Source organism: Citrobacter sp. Cf125, assembly GCF_030333935.1.
GTDB classification, from domain to species: domain Bacteria; phylum Pseudomonadota; class Gammaproteobacteria; order Enterobacterales; family Enterobacteriaceae; genus Citrobacter; species Citrobacter freundii.
The window spans coordinates 135,296-155,164 of sequence record NZ_JAOWEY010000003.1; the positions used below are offsets into that span (position 1 = coordinate 135,296).

General features: G+C 53.8%; 19 protein-coding genes and 1 pseudogene. 9 read left to right on the forward strand and 11 right to left on the reverse strand.

From position 1 onward, the window contains the following. Nucleotide 1 precedes the first annotated feature (1 nt). The 3 genes from OGV89_RS00610 (at nucleotide 2) to OGV89_RS00620 (ending at nucleotide 2,931) form a co-directional block, all read left to right on the forward strand. Nucleotides 2-826 (forward strand): PTS system mannose/fructose/sorbose family transporter subunit IID, encoded by an 825-nt coding sequence (locus OGV89_RS00610; RefSeq protein ID WP_048216971.1) that lies wholly within the window; start codon nucleotides 2-4, stop codon nucleotides 824-826. Between the two features lie 67 nt (nucleotides 827-893). Beyond that, nucleotides 894-2,117 carry an L-sorbose 1-phosphate reductase gene (sorE, locus tag OGV89_RS00615; RefSeq protein ID WP_003031639.1) on the forward strand — a complete coding sequence of 408 codons (1,224 nt, stop codon included), beginning with the start codon at nucleotides 894-896 and terminating at the stop codon, nucleotides 2,115-2,117. Between the two features lies 1 nt (nucleotide 2,118). After that, a complete protein-coding gene (locus tag OGV89_RS00620) occupies nucleotides 2,119-2,931 on the forward strand; it encodes a shikimate 5-dehydrogenase (RefSeq protein ID WP_134214817.1) in 813 nt (270 codons plus the stop codon). A 33-nt stretch (nucleotides 2,932-2,964) separates the two neighbouring features. Here OGV89_RS00620 and OGV89_RS00625 read toward each other — a convergent pair whose 3' ends face one another. The 3 genes from OGV89_RS00625 to OGV89_RS00635 form a co-directional block, all read right to left on the reverse strand. Then, on the reverse strand, nucleotides 2,965-3,282 hold the full coding sequence (locus OGV89_RS00625) for a CcdB family protein (RefSeq protein WP_054527950.1): 318 nt from the start codon (nucleotides 3,280-3,282) through the stop codon (nucleotides 2,965-2,967). Next, nucleotides 3,282-3,575 carry a type II toxin-antitoxin system CcdA family antitoxin gene (locus tag OGV89_RS00630; RefSeq protein WP_003844689.1) on the reverse strand — a complete coding sequence of 98 codons (294 nt, stop codon included), beginning with the start codon at nucleotides 3,573-3,575 and terminating at the stop codon, nucleotides 3,282-3,284. Before OGV89_RS00630 ends, OGV89_RS00625 begins: the two co-directional genes overlap by 1 nt. 96 nt (nucleotides 3,576-3,671) lie before the next feature. Next, on the reverse strand, nucleotides 3,672-4,037 hold the full coding sequence (locus OGV89_RS00635) for a hypothetical protein (RefSeq protein ID WP_134214819.1): 366 nt from the start codon (nucleotides 4,035-4,037) through the stop codon (nucleotides 3,672-3,674). A gap of 131 nt (nucleotides 4,038-4,168) precedes the next feature. Here OGV89_RS00635 and OGV89_RS00640 point away from each other — a divergent pair, with 131 nt between their 5' ends. From OGV89_RS00640 to OGV89_RS22950, 3 genes and pseudogenes are all read left to right on the forward strand, one after another. Beyond that, on the forward strand, nucleotides 4,169-4,342 hold the full coding sequence (locus tag OGV89_RS00640) for a hypothetical protein (RefSeq protein WP_032938222.1): 174 nt from the start codon (nucleotides 4,169-4,171) through the stop codon (nucleotides 4,340-4,342). 70 nt (nucleotides 4,343-4,412) lie between these two features. Beyond that, a complete protein-coding gene (locus OGV89_RS00645; RefSeq protein WP_003841416.1) occupies nucleotides 4,413-4,574 on the forward strand; it encodes a phage protein in 162 nt (53 codons plus the stop codon). 22 nt (nucleotides 4,575-4,596) lie between these two features. Then, nucleotides 4,597-4,704 (forward strand): annotated as a pseudogene (locus OGV89_RS22950) (helix-turn-helix domain-containing protein); the annotation flags it as partial. A gap of 9 nt (nucleotides 4,705-4,713) precedes the next feature. Here the strand turns inward: OGV89_RS22950 and OGV89_RS00650 are convergent. Both OGV89_RS00650 and OGV89_RS00655 read right to left on the reverse strand, forming a co-directional pair. Then, nucleotides 4,714-5,031 (reverse strand): helix-turn-helix domain-containing protein, encoded by a 318-nt coding sequence (locus OGV89_RS00650; RefSeq protein ID WP_134214821.1) that lies wholly within the window; start codon nucleotides 5,029-5,031, stop codon nucleotides 4,714-4,716. After that, nucleotides 5,021-5,380 (reverse strand): type II toxin-antitoxin system RelE/ParE family toxin, encoded by a 360-nt coding sequence (locus OGV89_RS00655; RefSeq protein WP_134214823.1) that lies wholly within the window; start codon nucleotides 5,378-5,380, stop codon nucleotides 5,021-5,023. Before OGV89_RS00655 ends, OGV89_RS00650 begins: the two co-directional genes overlap by 11 nt. 213 nt (nucleotides 5,381-5,593) lie before the next feature. On the opposite strand from OGV89_RS00655, the gene pepE reads away from it, so the two are divergent. Continuing rightward, entirely contained in the window at nucleotides 5,594-6,283 is a 690-nt protein-coding gene (gene pepE / locus OGV89_RS00660) for a dipeptidase PepE (protein WP_003841421.1), read from the forward strand. Nucleotides 6,284-6,348: 65 nt separating this feature from the next. On the opposite strand, the gene OGV89_RS00665 is transcribed toward pepE, so the two are convergent. Continuing rightward, entirely contained in the window at nucleotides 6,349-7,980 is a 1,632-nt protein-coding gene (locus OGV89_RS00665) for a Na/Pi cotransporter family protein (protein WP_200003394.1), read from the reverse strand. Between the two features lie 239 nt (nucleotides 7,981-8,219). After that, a complete protein-coding gene (gene metH / locus OGV89_RS00670) occupies nucleotides 8,220-11,903 on the reverse strand; it encodes a methionine synthase (RefSeq protein WP_286557992.1) in 3,684 nt (1,227 codons plus the stop codon). A 195-nt stretch (nucleotides 11,904-12,098) separates the two neighbouring features. Here metH and iclR point away from each other — a divergent pair, with 195 nt between their 5' ends. Beyond that, nucleotides 12,099-12,923, forward strand: coding sequence for a glyoxylate bypass operon transcriptional repressor IclR (gene iclR / locus OGV89_RS00675; protein ID WP_003844677.1), 825 nt, complete (start codon nucleotides 12,099-12,101; stop codon nucleotides 12,921-12,923). Between the two features lie 21 nt (nucleotides 12,924-12,944). Here iclR and aceK read toward each other — a convergent pair whose 3' ends face one another. From aceK to metA, 4 genes are all read right to left on the reverse strand, one after another. Further along, complete coding sequence (gene aceK / locus OGV89_RS00680; protein WP_032938236.1) at nucleotides 12,945-14,693, reverse strand: bifunctional isocitrate dehydrogenase kinase/phosphatase; 1,749 nt, start codon at nucleotides 14,691-14,693, stop codon at nucleotides 12,945-12,947. Between the two features lie 102 nt (nucleotides 14,694-14,795). Continuing rightward, nucleotides 14,796-16,100, reverse strand: a complete 1,305-nt coding sequence (gene aceA / locus OGV89_RS00685) for an isocitrate lyase (protein ID WP_162648244.1) — start codon at nucleotides 16,098-16,100, stop codon at nucleotides 14,796-14,798. 31 nt (nucleotides 16,101-16,131) lie between these two features. After that, entirely contained in the window at nucleotides 16,132-17,733 is a 1,602-nt protein-coding gene (aceB, locus tag OGV89_RS00690) for a malate synthase A (RefSeq protein WP_003844674.1), read from the reverse strand. 268 nt (nucleotides 17,734-18,001) lie between these two features. Next, entirely contained in the window at nucleotides 18,002-18,931 is a 930-nt protein-coding gene (gene metA, locus OGV89_RS00695) for a homoserine O-acetyltransferase MetA (protein WP_003841431.1), read from the reverse strand. Between the two features lie 156 nt (nucleotides 18,932-19,087). Here metA and OGV89_RS00700 point away from each other — a divergent pair, with 156 nt between their 5' ends. After that, nucleotides 19,088-19,525: an acetyltransferase gene (locus OGV89_RS00700; protein WP_003841433.1), complete on the forward strand. Its 438-nt coding sequence runs from the start codon at nucleotides 19,088-19,090 to the stop codon at nucleotides 19,523-19,525. Nucleotides 19,526-19,869: the final 344 nt, after the last annotated feature.

The window sequence follows — 19,869 nt, forward strand, 5'->3', positions numbered from 1 at the left end:
CATGGAACAGAAAAAACTGACCAAATCCGACCTGTTTAGCATGTTCGTTCGCTCCAACCTGCAACAGGCGTCATTCAACTTTGAACGCATTCATGGGTTGGGCTTTTGCTACGACATGATCCCTGCCATCAAGCGCCTGTATCCGCTGAAAGAAGACCAGGTTGCAGCACTCAAACGGCACCTGGTGTTCTTCAATACCACACCTGCCGTTTGCGGCCCGGTGATTGGCGTGACCGCCGCGATGGAAGAAGCTCGCGCCAACGGTGCGGAAATTGACGACGGTGCCATCAACGGTATCAAAGTTGGGCTGATGGGTCCGCTGGCCGGCGTCGGCGATCCGCTGGTATGGGGAACGCTGCGCCCGATTACCGCCGCGCTCGGCGCATCGCTGGCGCTGTCCGGCAACATTCTCGGCCCACTATTGTTCTTCTTTATTTTCAATGCAGTACGTCTGGCAATGAAGTGGTACGGCTTACAGCTTGGCTTTCGTAAAGGGGTCAACATCGTCAGCGACATGGGCGGCAATCTGCTGCAGAAACTGACCGAAGGCGCATCGATTCTCGGCCTGTTTGTGATGGGAGTATTGGTCACCAAATGGACCAGCATCAACGTGCCGCTGGTGGTATCGCAAACGCCTGGCGCAGACGGCGCCACCGTCACCATGACCGTGCAGAACATTCTCGACCAACTCTGCCCCGGCCTGCTGGCGTTGGGTCTGACGCTGCTGATGGTGCGTCTGCTCAATAAGAAAATTAATCCGGTATGGCTAATCTTCGCCCTGTTTGCGCTGGGAATTATCGGTAACGCACTGGGCTTCCTGTCCTGATTTTTCGCTCCGGCAATGCCGGGGCAACTTCAACAAATAGTCCTCGAAAGAGGAAGAGGTGGTAACAATGCAAACAACAACAGCTTTACGTCTTTATGGTAAACGCGATCTGCGTCTGGAAACTTTCGACCTTCCTGAAATGCGGGATGACGAAATTCTGGCCTCAGTCGTAACCGACAGCCTGTGCCTTTCTTCCTGGAAAGAGGCTAACCAGGGTGAGAACCACAAAAAGGTGCCGGACGATGTGGCCACCAACCCGATCATCATCGGTCATGAGTTTTGCGGCGACATTATTGCCGTAGGCAAAAAATGGCAGCATAAGTTTCAGCCCGGCCAGCGCTATGTCATTCAGGCTAACCTGCAACTGCCGGATCGCCCGGACTGTCCCGGCTACTCCTTCCCGTGGGTGGGCGGTGAAGCCACGCACGTCATCATTCCTGATGAAGTCATGGAGCAGGACTGCCTGTTGGCCTACGAAGGTGAAACCTATTTTGAAGGTTCGCTGGTTGAGCCGCTATCCTGCGTGATTGGCGCATTCAACGCCAACTATCACCTGCAGGAAGGCTCTTATAACCATAAGATGGGCATTCGTCCGCAGGGACATACACTGATACTCGGCGGCACCGGTCCGATGGGACTACTGGCGATCGACTATGCACTGCATGGCCCGGTTAACCCGGCGCTGCTGGTGGTAACCGACACCAATAACGACAAGTTGAGCTACGCCCGCAAGCACTATCCATCAGAACCACAAACGTTGATCCATTATCTCCACGCCCAGGATGCGAGTTATGACACCTTGATGGCGCTGAGCGGCGGGCACGGGTTTGATGACATCTTTGTGTTTGTGCCCAACGAACAGCTGGTTACGCTGGCCTCTTCCCTGCTGGCTGCCGATGGTTGCATGAACTTCTTTGCTGGTCCGCAGGATAAGCAGTTTAGCGCGCCGATTAACTTCTACGACGTACACTACGCCTTCACCCATTATGTTGGGACGTCTGGCGGCAATACCGACGACATGCGCGCGGCGGTTAAACTTATCGAAGAGAAGAAAGTTCAGGCGGCAAAAGTGGTGACGCACATTCTGGGGTTAAATGCGGCAGGTGAAACAACACTGGAACTGCCAAAAATCGGCGGCGGGAAAAAACTGGTTTATACCGGCAAAGCCTTACCATTAACCGCGCTCACGCAGATTGATGATCCAGCCTTGCGCGATATCCTGGAGCGTCATCAGGGGGTCTGGTCGCAGGAAGCCGAACAGTACATATTGTCTCACGCCGAGGAAATTTAACATGATTAACCGCGACACCCAGTTGTGCATGTCGCTTGCCGGTCGCCCTGGCAACTTTGGCACTCGCTTTCACAACTATCTGTATGAAAAATTAGGGTTAAATTTTATCTACAAAGCCTTTACCACGCAGGATATTGAGGCCGCAGTGAAAGGCGTTCGCGCGCTGGGTATCCGCGGTTGCGCGGTATCAATGCCGTTTAAAGAGAGCTGCATGCCGTTTCTGGATGCCATCGATCCTTCCGCAAGCGTCATTGATTCCGTCAATACCATCGTCAATGACAACGGTACGCTGACAGGATTTAACACCGACTATATTGCGGTAAAAAGTCTGATTGCCAGCCACCAGCTCAATAGCAGTGCACGCGTGATGATTCGCGGCAGCGGCGGCATGGGCAAAGCCGTCATCGCCGCGTTTCGCGATGCCGGTTTTCGCAATGTGATTATTGCCGCACGTAATCGCGAGAGCGGCCCGGCGCTGGCAAAACAGTACGGTTTCCAGTGGCAGCCCCAGTCGGAAGGGATTGCCTGCGATATTCTGGTCAACGTGACGCCCGTCGGCATGGCTGGCGGCAAAGAGAGTCATGAACTGGCCTACAGCGAAGCGATGGTCGCTGCCGCCAGCGTAGTGTTTGACGTCGTCGCCCTACCGCCGGAAACACCGGTGATTAAGCTGGCACAGCAGTTGGGTAAAAAGACCATCAGCGGTGCTGAGGTGATTGCCTTACAGGCCGTAGAGCAGTTCGCCATGTATACCGGCATGCGCCCGGATGACGCGCTGATTGCCGAAGCCGCAGAATTTGCGCAGGCGGGGTAAAGAAGCAGGAACAGAGCGCCAGGGATGGGCGCTCTAATAGCCATTAATCAGAAAATCAATCGCATCTCGAAGTTCAGCCCTGTTTGCGGTCAGGTCTCCCACACAGTTACCCATATTCTTCACAGGTATGCCTGTCATCATATGCGTCATCACCACATAAGCTTGCCCACCAATGCTAACAACCGGGCAAATTTTAGCTGGAGGTACTTCACTGGGGAACTGGCTTAGCGCGATAACGGGGGCAACCAGTACATGTTGCAAAACAGCGGCCACCGGGTGCTGTAAGCTAATTAAAAACGGATAAACGCTTTTTCCACTGCCAGTGTTCTCATAAGCGCAATACTGCTCCATCAGAATGTCCTTTGAAAATCACTGAACGAACCGTTTTCTTCCACCCATTGATTTAATGCTTCTATCGATTTTTTATTATCCCGCAACCATTCTTCGCGTTTGTTCTCGCGAAATTTTTCGATCAGGGCTTCGGTTAAAACCGCTGACAGATTGATTTTAAGCTTGCGCGCCTCTTCCAGTATCTCTGGAGCCAGAGAGACATTGACTGATTTTTTTACCTTCGACACAGTGCGCATGATAACCCCCATAGCAGTGCGCATGACATGCCTAAGATTAGCGTAATAAGCGAGCATTTCCTATTCCCCGACCAGCAAATCATCATGTCACACTAAGGTGGTTGCACAGGCCTGTCACGCCCCGAAGAAGATGTCTGCGAGGCGCTTTCCAGATTAGTTTAGGGAGTCGCTGACAAACAGCTGCTGGTCAGCTTTCGCTTCCAACTGCGCCAGCGCGGGAATCAACTGGCTGATATTTACCAGACAGTGTCCTAACTGGCATATGCTCTCATAGGCAAAATGTTCCTGACCTTCACCCGCCATGGTCAGCAGGCTTTCGCCCATAAAATTCAGCGTCTGGTACAACCCTGCCAGCGCCTCTTCACAACCAAACGATAGCGCCAGATTTTCTTCGGTGGTGAGATGGCGACAATCAAGATGGCGGAACGCCTCGGCGAGTGGAAAATAAAGCAGGTCAGCTTGCGGTATGAGAGAAGAAGACGCAAAACAGGCGTTAGTGGTACTATTAGCATCAGCCATAGCATTACCTCGTATAATGTTGTGGTTAGAAGCTCGGTATGTGTTCGCGCACTGCCGGGCTTCGTTGTTTCTGTAAGACAATTGACTTACACTTGTCTTACGATCATCAATGTAAGTCAGGTGTCAGACACATGTCAACGGTAGAATTCAAAAAGAAAGGTAACAAACAAATCGCGTTACGTGTCGAGCCGGAACTGGAAGCAGGGATCCAGAAAGCGCTTTCAATGGATGGTGACGCGTCAATATCCGCATGGATTAAGCGAATTATTAGGAAAGAACTGAAGCAGAAAGGGATTGAAGTATAGAAGTTGGTATTTCTGGCTTGTAAGAGTAGTGTGTCATCACACATCTCGTATAATCAAGGTGCCAACACACATGAACGAAAGAAGAGGCAATCCCCCGTTTCAATTCCGTCTGGATCCGGAACTGCGCAAAGCGATGGAAGAAGCACAGCGGCAGGATGGCGATGAATCGTTGGCAGCCTGGATTAAACGTGTGATTAGAAAAGAGCTGAAGCAGAAAGGGATCGAAGTCTAGCGATCAGAATGATGTATCGTTTTCTGAAGAACAACTCTACCGCTCGTTTAGTGAGAAAGGAAACCCGACGCTGAAAACCACGCTGGCAGTGATGAAGGCGCTCGGTATTGGATTGACGGTTAAGGTTTAAAGTTGGATATCAGCCAAATTTCACTTTCAGCTTTCCTGACATATTGCCCTCTTTCCCGACAACAATCTCTACATCACGGCCCAGTCTCACCAGGCATTCGAGCATCTTTGCTTCACTGATACCTCGAAACTGACCGCGTAACAGGTTGGAAAGTTTAGGCTGCGTCATTCCCAGTAGCTGCGCGGCCTGCTGCTGCGTTAACCCTTTGCGTTGCAAAATCTCACCAATCACCATTGCCAGTTGCGCTTTCAACTGCATCTGTTCTGCGTCATACGCACCTAAATCGACGTAAACATTACCGCTACTGGCTTCCACTTCATATGACATATCCACTCTCCTGCGCATGGCGCTGTGCAGCCTTGAGCCGCTGATAAATCAGGTCAATTTCAGGTTTCGGGGTTGCCTTCCCGGAAACGGATTTCTTCTGAAAAACATGGAGAACATAAACCGCATTTTTCAACTGGATGGTGTAAACCGCCCGCCAGGCGCTACCGTGGTAATCCTCAACGACCTCCAGAACCCCTGCTCCACCAAATCCTTTTAATGGTTTAGTCTGTGAATGCTGTTTACCCTGCTGCGCAAGCCAAAAAGCAAACCCAAACGTATCCCGAACGTGTTCTGGCATTGCAAGCAAGTCTTTTCTGGCCTGCCCAACCCAGTAAAGTGGTTTCGTCATCCTTTCTCCTTAATTATATCCATTTAGGTATAAAACGCCATTACCCACCAGAAGAATAAATCAACAATCGCCCTTTCAGTCGAAATAAAACGCCAGTCTGCGAGGCGCTTTCCAGAACCTCACTTCCAACATCGTGAGCCATATCAGTGAGGCGTTAGACTGATAGTGGTAGCATGACCGCGGTTTGTAATTTTCTGATTACATGGAGAAATGATGGAACTGCTTTTATTGAGTAACTCGACGCTGCCGGGCAAAGGCTGGATGGAACATGCGCTGCCGCTGATCGCAGAGCAACTGAATGGTCGCCGCACGGCGGTGTTTATTCCGTTCGCCGGCGTGACGCAAACCTGGGATGAGTACACGGCGAAAACGGCAGCCATCTTTGCGCCAATGGGCGTCAATGTTACGGGCATTCATACCGTTGCCGATCCGATTGCTGCCATTGAAAACGCCGAGCTGGTGATTGTCGGCGGGGGTAATACCTTCCAGTTGCTGAAAGAGAGTCGTGAGCGCGGGTTGCTGGCGCCGATCGTGGATGTCGTCAAACGCGGTGCGCTGTACATCGGCTGGAGCGCGGGTTCCAACCTTGCCTGCCAGACCATCCGCACCACCAACGACATGCCGATTGTCGATCCCAAAGGCTTTGATGCGCTGGGTCTGTTCCCGCTGCAGATTAACCCACATTTCACCAACGCGCTGCCGGAAGGCCACAAAGGCGAAACGCGTGAACAGCGTATCCGCGAACTGCTGGTTGTGGCACCGGAGCTGACGGTGATTGGCTTGCCGGAAGGTAACTGGATCAAGGTGAGTAACGGTAAGTCCGTGCTCGGCGGCCCGAACACCACGTATATCTTTAAAGCGGGTGAAGAGGCGGTTGCCGTTGAGGCGGGTCACTGCTTTTAGTTAATTTGTTGTCTGATGCCGGATGGCGGCATAAATGCCTTATCCGGCCTACCGCTTCACCTCACTCAATAATCATCCCGCTCATCGTCTTCATCCGGCTGTTCCAGCACGCTGTAGGCCACGGAGCAAAACAGCGAGTTCAGACGCTGCATATCGCCCAACAGCGCCAGGTGCAGGGAACTGGTCTCGATGCTTTGCACGTTCTGCTGATGCAGACGGTCGACGTGTGCATGCGAATAACGACGGTTAAGAATGCGAAAGCGGTGCTTGCTGCGGCGCAGACGGCGGGCGCTGGTCACGTCGCCGGAGAAGAACACCGACATCGCCAGCTGCAGATTACTGAGCAGCAGATCGTAAAGCGCATCCAGCTCCTTCAGACCTTCCAGAGAAAATGCCCGACGCGCAGCCAGTGACTTATCCGCAATCTCGCTGCCCATACGTTCAACGATATCGGAAGCCTGTTCGAGGTTGAGCGACATTTCGATAATCTCCGCCCAACGGCGTGATTCCTCTTCCGCCAGTTCATCCTTTGGCATTCGTGCCAGGTAGAGCTTAATTGCCGTGTACAGCACGTTGATGTCGTCCGCCATCCTGCGCAGCTCTTTCTCTTCGCGCGGTTCGCCGTGCATCACCTTCTTCAGCCCTTCCATCATCTGTTCCATGGCGTCGCCAATACGCAGGGCTTCGCGGGCGGCATTCGCCAGCGCAAGTGTTGGCGTATCGAGCGCACTGACGTCCAGATGCTTGGGCTTCAGATGCGCATCCAGCTCCGGCTCATCGCGGATGATGCGTTTACAAAAACGCGCCATCGGTTCGGCGAACGGCACCATCGCCACGCAGCGCACCAGGTTGTAGAAGACGTGGAAGTAGATAACCAGTTCAGATTTCGGCAGCGGCAGTTCATCCATCAGATTGGCCAGCGGATGAACAAACGGCAGAATAATCAGGCTGCCCACCAGCTTAAACAGCAGGCTACCGAGCGCCACACGACGAGCGGCGGCATTCGCAGCACTGTTGTTGAGCATCGCCAACAGACCAGAGCCGAGGTTGGCACCAATCACCAGACACAACGCTACCGGGAACGAGATAATGCCCGCCGCGGTCAGCGTTGCCGTCAACAGTACCGCCGCCAGGCTGGAGTAACTGATAATCGCAAACATGGCGCCAATCAGCGCATCGAGCATGATATCGCCGGTGAGCGAGGCGAAAATAACCTGTACGCCATTAGCCTGAGTGATCGGCGTTACTGCCTGCACAATCAGCTCCAGCGCCAGTAAAATCAACCCCAGACCAATACCAACCCGCCCCAGTTGCCCCACGCGGGACTGCTTACGGCCGAGAAAGAAGATCACGCCGATAAAAATCAGCAGTGGCGACAGCCAGGAGAGATCGAAGGTCAGGATACGCGCCATCAGCGCGGTCCCCACGTCGGCACCAAGCACAATCACCAGTGCAGGGGTGAGCGCCACGAGATCTTGTGCAACAAACGAGGTCACCAGCATGGTGGTGGCGTTGCTACTTTGCACCAGCGCCGTCACGCCGATACCTGCACAAAAGGCGAGCGGCTTCTTTTCAACGCTACGGCTGAGCACGGTACGCAAGCGGGCGCCGAAGACGCGCATCACGCCGGTACGCACAATATGCGTACCCCAAACCAGCATCGCGACGGCAGAAAGCAGGTGTAACAGAGTTAACACGGAATCAGGTACTCCTTATCGTTATATGTTCCTGGGCTCGGCGCAGATAGCGTGCCTGATGGCGCTGCGCTTATCAGGCCTACAGAATGTCCCTTGTAGGCCGGATAAGGCGTTTACGCCGCCATCCGGCAAACAGCGCTCGCGAACCTTCTTTCAGTATAAGGGTTTAAACGTAATAAAGAGACAGGGCACTCATTGAGTGCCCTGTTTGTTGTAAATAAAGATGACAGTTTTGTGAATCAGTCAGCGTCGTAACCCAGATTAGGTGCTAACCAACGTTCGACTTCCGCCACGCTCATGCCTTTACGCAAGGCGTAATCTTCAACCTGATCGCGCTGAATTTGCGCCACGGCGTAGTACTTGCTGTCCGGATGACTGAAATACCAGCCGGAAACCGACGCACCTGGCCACATGGCGAAGGATTCGGTGAGCTTCATCCCGGTATGCGCCTCCACGTCCAGCAGTTCCCAAATGGTGGCTTTTTCGGTGTGTTCCGGACACGCCGGATAGCCCGGTGCCGGGCGAATCCCCTGGTAGTTTTCGCGGATCAGCTCCTCGTTACTGAGATTCTCATTCGCCGCATAGCCCCAGTAGACTTTACGTACGCGCTCATGCAGATATTCTGCGAACGCTTCCGCCAGACGGTCAGCGATCGCTTTCACCATGATCTTGTTGTAGTCGTCATGCTGGGCTTCGAAGGCGTCCGCCAGCGCATCTTCTTCCAGACCACCAGTGACAGCAAAAGCACCGATGTAGTCCGCTTTACCGCTCAGTTTCGGCGCAACAAAATCAGACAAGCAGTAGTTGGCGAAACCGACTTTTTCCGTCTGCTGGCGCAGGTGATGACTCACGTTGATGACGTGCGTACGCGTCTCGTCACGGTAAATCTCGATGTCGTCACCCACGCGGTTGGCCGGGAATAAACCCACCACACCGCGCGGATTCAGCGTCTTCTCAGCGCTGAGTTTATCCAGCATGTCGTTGGCATCTTTGAACAGTCGCTTCGCCTCTTCGCCCACTACTTCATCTTCGAGGATGCGAGGATATTTCCCGGCCAACGACCAGGTCATAAAGAACGGCGTCCAGTCGATGTAGTTGCGCAGGGTTTCGATGCTGGCTTCCACTTCCTGTACGCCCAGACGGTGCGCCACCGGCGGGGTGTAGTTTTCCCAGTCAAAGGCCAGATCGTTGTCGCGGGCAGCCTGTAACGTTACGGGCGGAGTACGCGGTTTCTTACGCGCATGCTGGATACGCACGGTTTCATACTCTTTACGCGTACGGGCGACAAAGTCATCACGCTGGGTGTCAGAGAGCAGCGCAGCGACGACGCCAACGGTACGCGAGGCGTTCTGCACGTACACCGTCGGGCCGCTGTAGTTCTGCTCAATTTTCACCGCGGTGTGCGCTTTCGAGGTGGTGGCGCCGCCAATCAGCAGCGGAATAGTGAAGCCCTGACGCTCCATCTCTTTCGCCACGTTGACCATTTCGTCCAGCGATGGGGTAATCAGCCCGGAAAGGCCAATCAGATCGGCATTCACTTCACGCGCCGTTCTGAGGATTTTCTCCGCGGGCACCATCACGCCAAGATCGACGATTTCGTAGTTGTTACATTGCAGCACCACGCCGACGATATTTTTACCAATATCGTGCACATCGCCCTTCACGGTTGCGATGACCATTTTGCCGTTGCTGGAACCTTTCTCTTTGCTGGCCTCAATGTACGGTTCAAGGTACGCCACCGCCTGCTTCATCACGCGGGCGGATTTCACCACCTGCGGCAGGAACATTTTGCCCTCGCCGAACAGGTCGCCAACCACGTTCATGCCGTCCATCAGCGGTCCTTCAATAACCTCGATCGGGCGCGCGGCCTGCTGGCGAGCTTCTTCGGTATCCAGCTCAATAAACTCGGTTATGCCTTTCACCAGCGAGTATTCGAGGCGCTTTTTCACGTCCCAACTGCGCCACTCCGCCATCTGGGCATTCGCCGTGTCGTCGGTTTTACTGCCGCGATACTTCTCAGCAAGCTCCAGCAGTCGTTCGGTGCCATCGTCACGGCGGTTGAGGATCACGTCCTCAACTGCATCGCGCAGCTCGGCGGGCAGGTCGTCGTAAATTGCCAGTTGTCCGGCGTTGACGATCCCCATGTCCATACCGTTGCGAATGGCGTAGTAGAGGAATACTGCGTGAATGGCTTCACGTACTGGGTCGTTGCCACGGAACGAGAATGAAACGTTAGAAACGCCGCCGGAGATCAGCGCGTGCGGCAGTTCGCGTTTGATGTCTTCACAGGCCCCGATAAAGTCCTGCGCATAGTTGTTGTGTTCCTCAATGCCGGTCGCCACCGCAAAGATGTTCGGGTCAAAGATAATATCTTCCGGCGGGAAGCCCACCTCTTCGGTAAGAATCTTGTACGCCCGACGGCAGATCTCAATTTTACGCGCGCGGGTGTCGGCCTGGCCCTGCTCGTCAAAGGCCATCACCACCACTGCAGCACCGTAGCGACGCAGCAGCTTCGCGTGATGGATAAAGGTCTCAACCCCCTCTTTCATCGAGATGGAGTTAACGATGCCTTTACCCTGAATGCACTTCAGCCCTTTTTCGATTACTTCCCATTTCGAGGAGTCGATCATAATCGGCACGCGGGCGATATCCGGTTCACCGGCAATCAAGTTGAGGAAACGAACCATCGCCGCTTCGGCGTCGAGCATCCCCTCATCCATGTTGATATCGATGATCTGCGCGCCGCTTTCCACCTGCTGACGGGCAACATCCAGCGCTTCGCTGTATTTCTCTTCTTTGATCAGGCGTTTAAACTTCGCCGAACCGGTAACGTTGGTACGCTCGCCGACGTTCACAAACAGGCTGTCGTCGCCGATGTTCAGCGGCTCAAGGCCGGAAAGGCGGCAGGCAACCGGGATTTCCGGCAAGCGGCGTGGCGGCAGTCCGTCCACTGCGCGACTCATGGCGGCGATGTGTTCCGGCGTGGTGCCGCAGCAGCCGCCAACAATATTCAGGAAGCCTGCCTCGGCCCATTCGCGGATTTGCGCCGCCATGGTGTCGGCATCGAGATCGTACTCACCAAAGGCGTTCGGCAGCCCGGCGTTCGGGTGTGCGGTAACGTAGCATTCGGCAATACGCGACAGTTCCTGCACGTACTGGCGCAGTTCGTCCGGGCCTAAGGCACAGTTCAGACCAAAAGTCAGCGCATCGGCGTGGCGCAGGGAGTTGTAGAATGCTTCGGTGGTCTGGCCGGAGAGCGTACGCCCGGAAGCGTCGGTGATGGTGCCGGAGAGCATAATCGGCAGCTCAACGCCCAGCGCTTCGAATTCAGTTTTAACCGCGAAAATAGCGGCTTTGGCGTTGAGGGTATCGAAAACGGTTTCAATCAGGATCAGGTCACTGCCGCCTTCCACCAGCGCTTTGGTGGATTCGCGGTAGGCGGCCACCAGCTGATCAAAGGTAATATTGCGGTAAGCCGGGTCGTTGACGTCGGGCGAGATAGACGCCGTACGGTTGGTTGGGCCAAGCACGCCCGCGACGTAGCGCGGTTTGTTCGGCGTGCGTGCCGTCCATTCATCTGCCGCCGCGCGCGCCAGTTTGGCTGCCGCAAAGTTGATTTCCGCCGACAGGGATTCCATCTGGTAATCCGCCATGGCGATAGTCGTGGAGTTAAAGGTGTTGGTTTCGATGATGTCCGCGCCCGCCTCGAAGTAGGCGTTGTGAATCGCGGCGATCACCTCCGGTTTGCTGAGCACCAACAGGTCGTTGTTGCCTTTCAGATCGCACGGCCATTCGGCAAAGCGTTCGCCGCGGAAATCCTCTTCGCTCAGACGATATCCCTGGATCATGGTGCCCATACCGCCGTCCAGCACCAGAATACGTTCATTTAACTGCTGACGTAATTGTTCTACTTTGCTGCTCACACTCGCTCCCGACAACGCTCAACCAGACCGAAAAAAACTCAACAGGCCATACTGGCACAAACCTGAGAGGCGGAAAAGAGAACAACGGCCAACATGAGACATGTTCAGCTTCACTCATCCGATCAGTACAGGAATTCTTGCATTATAATTGAATAAAACGAAAATGATTTCCACGATACAGAAAAGGAGTCTGCCATGGTTGCCCCCGTTCCCGCGAAACGCGGTAGAAAACCCGCCGCTACTACTGCGCCCGCAACCGGGCAGGTTCAGTCCCTGACGCGCGGCCTGAAGCTACTGGAGTGGATTGCGGAATCCAACGGCAGCGTGGCGCTGACCGAGCTGGCGCAGCAGGCCGGCCTGCCAAACTCCACGACTCACCGATTATTGACCACCATGCAGCAGCAGGGATTTGTTCGTCAGGTCGGTGAATTAGGGCATTGGGCCGTGGGCGCACATGCGTTTATCGTCGGCAGCAGCTTTTTGCAAAGTCGTAATCTGCTGGCGATTGTGCATCCGATCCTGCGCAAGCTGATGGAAGACTCCGGTGAGACGGTCAACCTCGCCGTGCTGGATCAAAGCGATCATCAGGCCATTATTATCGACCAGGTGCAGTGCACCCAACTGATGCGCATGTCCGCGCCTATCGGCGGCAAACTGCCGATGCATGCTTCCGGCGCGGGTAAGGCGTTTTTATCCCAACTGAGCGAAGAACAGGTGACAGGGCTGCTGCACCGCAAAGGACTACACGCTTATACCCACGCCACGCTGGTGTCGCCAGTGCATCTGAAAGAGGATTTGGCTCAGACGCGCAAGCGCGGCTATTCCTTTGATGATGAGGAACATGCGCTGGGCCTGCGCTGCGTGGCGTCGTGCATTTATGACGAGCACCGCGAGCCGTTCGCCGCGATTTCCATTTCCGGGCCAATCTCACGCATTACCGATGACCGTGTGACCGAGTTTGGCGCAATGGCAATCAAAGCAGCGAAAGAAGTGACGCTGGCGTACGGCGGATTTCGCTAAGATGGGGTTGCCGGGTGGCGGTTACGCCTTACCCGGCCTACGGTCGGTTTCATAACGCACGCTGAAACGCTGTTTGCGTCGGTAGGCGTAAACATCTTCCACATGCCCGTTTTTAATCCGCGTTTGCAAACCCCGCCAGTAGTCGGCGCTGAACAAGTCAGCGTGCATCTCTTCAAATAGCGGCCCGATACGCGGGTCGGCACATAGCCAGTGGCGAAACTCTTCCGGGAAGACATCTCCAGGCGATACGCTGTACCACGGCTCAGCGCTCATCTCATCTTCCGGGTAGCGTGGCGGCGGGATATGACGGAAATTAACCTCCGTCATGTAGCAGATTTCATCGTAATCGTAGAACACCACGCGCCCGTGACGGGTGACGCCGAAGTTCTTAAACAGCATATCGCCGGGGAAAATATTGGCGGCGGCCAGCTGACGAATCGCGTTGCCGTACTCTTCAATGGCATCGCGCAGTTGTTGACCTTCGACTTGCTCCAGCCAGATATTCAGCGGCACCATCCGTCGTTCGATATACAGATGGCGAATGACAATCTGATCGCCAAGATCGGTAATTTTTTCCGGGGCTTCCTGCAATAACAGCGCCATCAGCGCCGGATCGATTTGCCGTTTATCCAGCACAAAATTCTCGAACTCCTGGGTGTCAGCCATCCGCCCCACACGATCGTGCTCTTTGACCAGTTGATAACAGGCGCGGACGTGGGCGGCAGACATCTCTTTTTGCGGCGCAAATTTGTCTTTAATGATTTTAAACACCCGGTCAAAGCCCGGCAGGGTAAACACCAGCATCACCATACCGCGGATCCCCGGCGCTTCAATAAACTGCTCATCACAGTTGGCCAGGTAGAGCAGATACTCTCGATAACTTTCCGTTTTTGCATGCTTCTGACAGCCAATCGCCATATACAATTCAGCGGTGGTTTTACCGGGCAGGATCTCGCGCAACCACTCCACCAGTGCCGCGGGCAGCGGGGCATACACCATAAAGTAGGAGCGGGCGAAGCCAAACACAATGCTCGCCTCCGCCGTCGTGGTCAGGCAGGTATCGACAAACAACTCACCTTCGTCTGTCCGGTGGATTGGCAGTAAAAACGGCAGCGTCCCGGAAGGGGTAATCAGCTTCCCGACCAGCCAGGCGGCCTTGTTACGATAAAACAGTTCATTCGCCACCTGTAAATGGCAGCCTGCCAACACATCCGCTCCCAAGGTTTCGGTCAGGTGCTCGATGATGTAGTGGATATCACGATGTTTATTCTGCCATGGAAGACGTAGAGGAAGATCGCTAAGGACGCGAGTTAGCAGCCACTCCCAGCCGGTATCAGGAAAAAAGTCTTTCGCCAACGGGCGTGGGATCGTGCGGAAACGACGCTCTGGCTGAGAACTGAAAATAAACAGCCGCTCGGGAGTCAGCGAGCGGTGGTCAAATAACCGACAGTAAACGGAGTTAAAAAAGCTCTCCGCAATCTCGAAGCGCGGGTAATCCGGCAGTAGCCGGGTGTAATGCTCTTTCACGCGAAGTAAAAAATCCGCGTCGGTACTTTTGCCGTCTGTAATGCAGCGCAACTGCTCCACCACCAGACCTACGTGATGATCATAAAGGTGAATACGGCTTTTCATCGCCTGCTGAACCGCATGCCAGTCGGCATGTTCAAAACGCTGCTGCGCGCCGGAGGTGACTTCCAGAAAACGCCCGTACTGGGCGTCGAAACCTTGCAAAATCGTCTGAGCAATCAGTAATTCCAGGCCACGCGTCATCGACTTCTCCCATCCGGCACAACGTCATGCCGGATGGCGCGTTCGCTTATCCGGCCTACATCCCTTCGTAGGCCCGGTAAGCACAGCGCCACCGGGCATTAATCAAAACTGCGATTCTTCGGTCGAGCCGGTCAGCGCGGTCACCGAGGAAGCGCCGCCCTGAATGATAGTAGTGACTTTGTCGAAGTAGCCTGTACCCACTTCCTGCTGATGGGACACGAAGGTGTAACCGTCTTTAGCCGCCGCAAATTCTGGCTGCTGAACCTTCTCAACATAGTGGCGCATGCCTTCACCCTGCGCATAGGAGTGTGCGAGGTCGAACATGTTGAACCACATGCTGTGGATGCCCGCCAGGGTAATGAACTGGTATTTGTAACCCATATCCGACAGTTGCTGCTGGAAGCTGGCAATAGTTTTGTCGTCCAGGTTTTTCTGCCAGTTAAATGACGGCGAACAGTTGTAGGCCAGCAGTTTGCCGGGGAATTTCGCGTGAATCGCATCGGCAAAGCGCTTCGCCAGTTCGAGATCCGGCGTGGAGGTTTCACACCACACCAGATCCGCATAAGGTGCATAGGCCAGACCACGGCTGATCGCCTGCTCAATACCCGCATGCGTACGGTAGAACCCTTCGTTGGTACGTTCGCCGGTGATGAACTCGCTGTCGTATGGGTCGCAGTCAGACGTTATCAGATCGGCTGCGTCAGCATCAGTACGCGCAATAACCAGCGTCGGAACACCCATGACGTCGGCTGCCAGACGGGCGGCCACCAGTTTCTGGATAGCTTCCTGAGTCGGCACCAGAACTTTGCCGCCCATGTGACCACATTTTTTTACCGATGCGAGCTGATCTTCGAAGTGAACGGCCGCTGCACCAGCCTCAATCATCGATTTCATCAGTTCAAACGCGTTCAGTACGCCGCCAAAACCCGCTTCCGCATCGGCAATGATCGGCAGGAAGTAATCCACATAGCGCGGATCGTTCGGTTCAATACCGGTTGACCATTGGATCTGATCGGCGCGACGGAATGTGTTGTTGATCCGATCCACCACTGCCGGGACGGAGTTCGCCGGATACAGCGATTGGTCCGGGTACATGCTGGATGCCAGGTTGGCATCTGCCGCCACCTGCCAGCCTGAAAGGTAGACCGCTTCAATACCGGCTTTCGCCTGCTGCAGCGCCTGACCGCCAGTCAGCGCGCCGAGGCTGTTGATATAACCTTTCTTCGATTCGCCGTGCAGCAGACGCCACATTTTCGCCGCGCCAAGCTGAGCCAGCGTGCATTCCGGGTTGACCGAGCCACGTAATTTCACCACTTCCTCCGCGCTATATGGACGGGTGATGCCTTCCCAGCGCGGTTGAGTCCATTCTTTCTGTAATTCTTCGATTTGTTGAGTACGGGTTTTCATGTGCAGATGCTCCATATTGTTATGTGGTGGATTACGCCAGCAGGCGGTAGCCTGGCAGGGTCAAGAAATCGATCAATTCATCAGAGGTAGTGATTTGCTCCATCAGGCGCGCGGCATCGTCAAAACGCCCGCTGCTGTAGCGGTGTTCGCCCAGCTCGTCCTGAATCACCAGCATCTCTTCGGCCAGCATCTGACGGAACAGCGGTTTGGTAACCGGCTTGCCGTTGCTGAGCGTCTTCTGGTGGTGGATCCATTGCCAGATGGAGGTACGGGAGATTTCGGCAGTGGCAGCATCTTCCATCAGACCGTAAATCGGTACGCAGCCGTTACCGGAGATCCACGCTTCGATGTACTGCACCGCAACACGAATGTTGGCGCGCATGCCTTCTTCAGTACGCTCACCTTCACAAGGCGCCAACAGTTGCTCTGCGGTAATCGGGGCATCTTCTTCACGGGTCACGAACAGCTGATTTTTGTTTTCACCGAGTACGTCGTTGAACACCGCCATAGCGGTATCTGCCAGCCCCGGATGAGCAATCCATGTGCCGTCATGACCGTTATTTGCTTCCAGCGCTTTGTCCGCTTTTACCTTGGTCAGAACCTGGTTGTTACGTTCCGCATCTTTGCTGGGAATGAAAGCTGCCATGCCGCCCATCGCGAATGCGCCACGTTTATGACAGGTTTTAATCAGCAGACGCGAATAGGCGCTGAGGAATGGCTTATCCATCGTCACCACCTGACGGTCCGGCAGCACGCGATCCGGATGGTTCTTCAGCGTTTTGATATAGCTGAAAATGTAGTCCCAGCGACCGCAGTTCAGACCGACAATATGGTCACGCAGGGCGTGCAGAATTTCGTCCATCTGGAAGACGGCCGGCAGCGTTTCAATCAGCAGAGTCGCTTTGATGGTGCCGCGTGGCAGATTAAAGCGATCTTCTGCATAGCTGAACACTTCGCTCCACCATGCTGCTTCTTGCCAGGCCTGCGTTTTTGGCAGGTAGAAGTAAGGGCCGCTGCCTTTTGCCAGCAACGTTTTGTAATTGTGGAAGAAATAGAGGGCAAAATCGAACAGGCTGCCCGGGATGGATTCGCCACGCCAGGTGACGTGTTTTTCCGGCAGATGCAGACCACGAACGCGGCATACCAACAGAGCCGGATTAGGTTTGAGCTGGTAAATTTTACCCGCTTCATTGGTATAGCTAATGGTGCCATTGACCGCATCGCGCAGGTTTATCTGCCCGTCGATAACTTTGTTCCACTCAGGAGCCAGCGAATCTTCGAAGTCAGCCATAAAGACTTTGACGTTCGCGTTCAGCGCGTTGATAACCATCTTGCGCTCAACGGGTCCGGTTATCTCTACGCGGCGATCCAGTAAATCATCAGGAATACCACGAATCTTCCAGTCACCCTCACGAATGGAAGCTGTTTCCGAAATAAAATCAGGCAACTTACCGTCATCAATATCCTGCTGCTGCTGAATACGTGCAGCCAGAAGTTTATTGCGTTTTGGCGTAAATCTTGTCACCAGTTCAGTCAGAAACTCTACTGCTTCAGCGGTCAGAATTTGTTGCTCCTGTTCGCCACGCGGCCTGGTGAAGACCAGTTCATCGGTTGTCGTTGCCTGTTGATTCATTGCGTAGTTCCTCGTCATTGATCCAAACACATCCCCAATGCGAACGAAGGATCGTTGTGCGCTTTTCGTTCAGCACAACTAAGACTACTCATTTCAAAATCAAAATCAAAAACAATTTCCATTTTTAATTTAATTATCAATTAACCTATTGATAACAATATAAATAAAATTTAATTACACTGTGAGGTGCGTTTCGGAAATAAAAAAGGCACCCGAAGGTGCCTGATTCAATATGCTGAAACGCTTAAGGATCGTCTGCTACAGAAGATTAATCCAGCGTTGGATTCATGTGACGCAGATCATATGGCGTGATCTGGTAGACGTAATAGTTGAGCCAGTTGGTAAACAACAGATTACCGTGGCTACGCCAGGTTGCCCGCGGTTTGTTTTGCGGGTCATCTTTCGGGAAGTAGTTATAGGGCACTTCCGGCGTTAGGCCCGCTTCGACGTCACGAAAATACTCACTGCCGAGCGTATGGGCATCATATTCCGGATGGCCCGTCACAAAGGCAATTCGTTTATCTTTGCTGGCAAACAGGTAGGCATCTCCCTCTTCGGTTTCAGCAAAAATCTCGAGATCGGTGTAGTCGCGAATAAGCGCAGCAGGAAAATCGGCATAGCGCGAATGCGGAGCCAGGAACGCATCATCGAATCCACGCGTCAGCAGCGCATGAGGATGCAGAATATGGTGCTCATAGACGCCTGAGAGTTTGTCCGTACGGGTTTGCTTAGGAATTCCGTACAGGATATTCAGCGCGGCCTGCACCGCCCAACAAACAAATAGCGTTGAGGTAACGTGATCTTTCGCCCATTCAAGCACTTGTTGAATCTGCGGCCAGTAAGCCACGTCATTAAATTCGACCAGACCCAACGGCGCGCCGGTCACGATCAGTCCGTCAAAGTTCTGATCGCAGATATCCTCGAAATTACAGTAAAAGTTATTCAGATGCTCCGTAGGGGTGTTACGTGACTCGCGAGCATCGATGCGCAATAGCTGAACATCTACCTGTAGCGGTGAGTTAGACAGTAAGCGCAGGAACTGGTTTTCCGTTTCAATCTTCTTGGGCATCAGGTTGAGGATGAGCACCTTCAGTGGTCGAATTTCCTGACCGGAAGCGCGGGATGTCGTCATCACAAAGACGTTTTCCTCACGCAAGAAATTGACGGCGGGTAGCTCGTCCTGCACGCGAATTGGCATAACCTGATAACCTCACTACATACGCTTAAACGTTTAGACATCCAGATAGCTGAAGATACCCAGGAATCATGCGAATGTCGAGCCTGCATCCTCAAGTTGAGAAAGTTTCACGGCCCTTGCTGTAGAATAGTGCAGTAAAGATAAAAGGAGAATGCCATGCCCTTTACCATTCGTCGTTCGCGTAAGGACGAAGGCGATAAGCTCATATCTATCTGGTGTCGTTCTGTCGATGCGACGCACCATTTCCTCTCTGCGGATTATCGGATTGAGCTGGAAGAGCTGGTAAGTTCATTTTTACCAGAAGCTCCGCTATGGGTTGCAGTGACAGAACAAGATGAGCCTGTCGCCTTTATGCTTTTGACCGATCAGCATATGGATGCGTTGTTTGTCGATCCGGATGTGCGTGGTAGTGGCGTTGGTAAACTGCTGATTGAACATGCTTTATCAATGGTTTCAACGCTAACGACCAACGTTAATGAACAGAATGAGCAGGCAGTTGGATTCTATAAGAAGATGGGATTTACTGTGACGGGACGGACGGAAGTGGACGATCTCGGACGAGCGTACCCGTTACTCAACCTCGTACACGGGTAGCCGTATCCGGATAACTGCTGGCGCACACCGCATCCGGCGTTTTTTTACCCCGCACACACGCAAAAAAGCCCATCCATCAGGATGGGCTTTTTCACTTTATTTGATGCCTGGCAGTTTATGGCGGGCGTCCTGCCCGCCACCCTCCGGGCCGTTGCTGCGCAACGTTCAAATCCGCTCCCGGCGGATTTGTCCTCCTCAGGAGAGCGCTCACCGACAGACCACAGATAAAACAAAAGGCCCGGTCTTTCGACCGGGCCTTTCGCTTTTATTTGATGCCTGGCAGTTCCCTACTCTCGCATGGGGAGACCCCACACTACCATCGGCGCTACGGCGTTTCACTTCTG